We start from the raw sequence: 2,917 nt of genomic DNA on the forward strand, positions 1-2,917 counted from the left end.
GCGAGATACCGGCGCTGCCTGCCACAAGGGCCATGAGGGCCGTGCGCCGTGTCCAGTCCGGATTGCCCATGAATGCCACCTTCGAGTCACCGCCATGATTGCTGAAGTGTAGCCTTCGCGGAGCCGGGCTAAGAAAAAATTAAGCGCACCCCCGCCAGATGTTGCTCATGGAATCAACTCGCGGAACCGCTTCAGGAAATTCCGCCCCGGCAGGCATGGGCCGCCGGGAGATTGACCTGTTCGACCTGCTTGCGCTCGCCTGGGCACAAAAGGGCTTCATCCTCCTGATCTTTCTGGTGCTTTTTCTGCCGCTCGCGGGCGCTGCCTGGTTCGTGCTGAAGCCGGAATATGTCGCGCAGTCGCGTCTGCTTGTCCTGCTGGACCCCGAGGACCAGGCGCCAGGCGCTGCCGGTTCGGGCGGTGCCTTCACCCTTGATCAGGTTTTGCAGTCCGAGGCAGAGATCCTGAATTCGGAAACTGTCCGGCGGCTGGCAATCGAACGTCAGGGCGGATCACCCGACGCATCCAGCCTGAAGGCGATGCGTGATGGCTTCGACGTGGAACGCGCCCCCAATGCCAGCGTGCTGCATGCGAGCTTTGCCGGCGAGACGCCCGCAGCGGCGGCCAACGTGCTGAACGCCATCGTGGACGCGTATATGGATTATCGCCGCGAGGTTCTTGTGGAAGACGGGGCAGAAGCGCTTGGCCAGCGCCTCGCCGCTGCCGAAATGGCCTCAGCCGTTGCGGCCACAAACCTTCGCGCCTTCCTGACCGAAAACGGCATCGTTGATTTTCAGGCTGAGCGCCTCGCACTCGTGACGCGCATGACTGAGCTGGAAGACGCGTTGCTGGCGGCAGAAGCGGCGGCGCAATCAGCCAGTGGCGGTGCCGCCGCCCTGTCGCGCCGCCTGCAGGACATGCCTCAATCCATCGAGCTCCATGTCGAGAATGATGTGACAGGCCAGTTGCTGGCCTTGGAGGTTCGCCGCCGCGAACTGGCGTCCCGCTATCAGGATGACGCCCCGCCCGTCCAGGCGCTTGACCGCGAGATCGCTGCCTTGCGCGATCTGGTCGAGTCCGGGGGAGCGGAAGGGGCAGGGCAGCGCCGCACGGGCGCCAATCCGGTATTCCAGGAACTGGACACGGCGCGCCTGCAACGCGAATCCGAGGCCGCAGCGCAGTCACGTCTTGCCGCGACCTTGCGCGCGCAGCTGGAAGCGGCGCGCCAGCAGGCCGACAGGCTCGCAGGCCTCGCCAGCCAGTATGACCGTCTGAGCCGGGAAGCGGCTTCGCGCAGCGAAGCTGCCGCGCGGCTGTCCGCGCAGTTTGCTGCTGCTGCTTCGCGCCGGGGCGGGGCGACCGGCATTGCCGACTCGGTACGCATCGTGGAACGCGCCACGCCTCCCGCGCAGGCAAAGTCCTTGCGCAAGGCGGGAATTGCTGCGGCAGGCATAGTGGCTATGGGCGCTGCCATGCTGCTGGGCCTGCTCAAAGGGTATTTCGAAGCCACGCGTGACCCGCGTGCCCTGCGCCGCCCGGTCCATCGCGAAGACGATTCTGATGGTTTCGTTTCCGACATCGAGCCACTTGCACCGCCCCATCGTCAGGCTGCGCGCCCTGCTGCGCCGCCTCCACCTCCCGCACATGCGTCTCGTCCCCAAAGGCCACTTGCGGTACTGGCGCGGGTGCGGGATTTTGGACCGCGTTACGGCCACGGAGCCGGACCGGCATGAGCCGGTATTCCGAGGCTGGACTGGATAGCCCGATTGCGGAGATGGACGGGGTGAACGCGTTCGCCACAGAATTGGCTGACCTTGCACGCCGCCTCGCACCGCCGGGCGCGCCGGGCAAGATCGTCATGGTGCTGGGCGTTACCGCCAAGGCCGGAACCTCCAGCGTAGCGTCGGGTCTTGCCCGTGCCGCCGCCGCCGAAACGGGTGGGCCGGTCTGGCTGGTCGATCTGGATTTTGCCAATAATCCGCAAGCAGGCCGCGCGCGCCTGAACGGCGTTTCCTATTCCACCGATATCGGCGCTGAACCGTTCTGGGCGGCAGAGCCGGCGGGTACAGGACGCCTAGTCCTGCGCAAGCTGGAAGGGGCCTATGTGCTCGTCACACGCTTTCAGCACCGAAGCGGCGAGATGGACCGGCTCATCTACCGCCGTGCGCCCGCCTACTGGCATCAATTGCGCGCCATGGCGCCTTTGTCCGTAGTCGATGCGCCGCACGGTTCGCCCGGCATTTCCGCCATCGCGCCCGATCTTGATGGCGTGATCCTTGTGGCCAATGCCCGCAAGGACAAGCGCGCTGATGCCGAGCGGCTCGCCGCCTATCTCGAAGGGCTGGGTGCGCGCGTTCTGGGCGTGGTCGTGAACCGGGCGCGCGACTGGCAGGGAGAGGCCGGGGGGCGCGCACAATGAACGCGCTGGACCGGGCGGATCTCTGGCGCTCGGCCGTTCCCAGGCTGACCTTTCTCCCTCTGGCCGAAGGTGCGCTGGCGGTTCTCGCCATGCTCCTGTTCTCGCAGGCGCTTCTTGGCCCGCTACTGGTTGATCCCTTGCGGCCTGATGCGGGCGAGGCCCTGCGCCTCGTCTGGTTGCCGGTTTACGGCATGACCCTGCTGCTGATCGCGGTGCGGCCCTTGCCGCTTCTGGAGACGGTGCTGCGCGCCTGGCCGCTGATGGCACTGGCGATACTCGCGGCCTTGTCGACCTTCTGGTCGATTGACGGCAGCATTACCTCGCGGCGTGCGCTGGCGCTCGCCATGACCACGCTTTTTGGCCTCTGGCTGGCCTCCCGCTTCGATTGGCGCTCCTTGCTCACGATCTTTGCAGTCAGCTTTGCTATCCTGATGGCAGGCAGCGCGATTGCGGGGGCTCTGCTGCCTGGCTTTGGGGTGATGCAGGAAATCCTCCCCG

General features: G+C 66.0%; 2 protein-coding genes and 1 pseudogene. All 3 read left to right on the forward strand.

Annotated elements, in window-relative coordinates:
• Positions 1 to 167 precede the first annotated feature (167 nt).
• Positions 168 to 1,733 (forward strand): Wzz/FepE/Etk N-terminal domain-containing protein, encoded by a 1,566-nt coding sequence (locus ACTS2Z_RS07175; RefSeq protein WP_442572537.1) that lies wholly within the window; start codon positions 168 to 170, stop codon positions 1,731 to 1,733.
• Positions 1,730 to 2,419, forward strand: coding sequence for a hypothetical protein (locus tag ACTS2Z_RS07180; RefSeq protein WP_442572538.1), 690 nt, complete (start codon positions 1,730 to 1,732; stop codon positions 2,417 to 2,419). The genes ACTS2Z_RS07175 and ACTS2Z_RS07180 overlap by 4 nt, the downstream gene beginning before the upstream one ends.
• A pseudogene (locus ACTS2Z_RS07185) lies at positions 2,416 to 2,917 on the forward strand (hypothetical protein); the annotation flags it as partial. The gene ACTS2Z_RS07180 and the pseudogene ACTS2Z_RS07185, both read left to right, overlap by 4 nt.

It is taken from the genome of Glycocaulis sp. (assembly GCF_052168375.1).
In the GTDB taxonomy this organism is placed as follows: domain Bacteria; phylum Pseudomonadota; class Alphaproteobacteria; order Caulobacterales; family Maricaulaceae; genus Glycocaulis.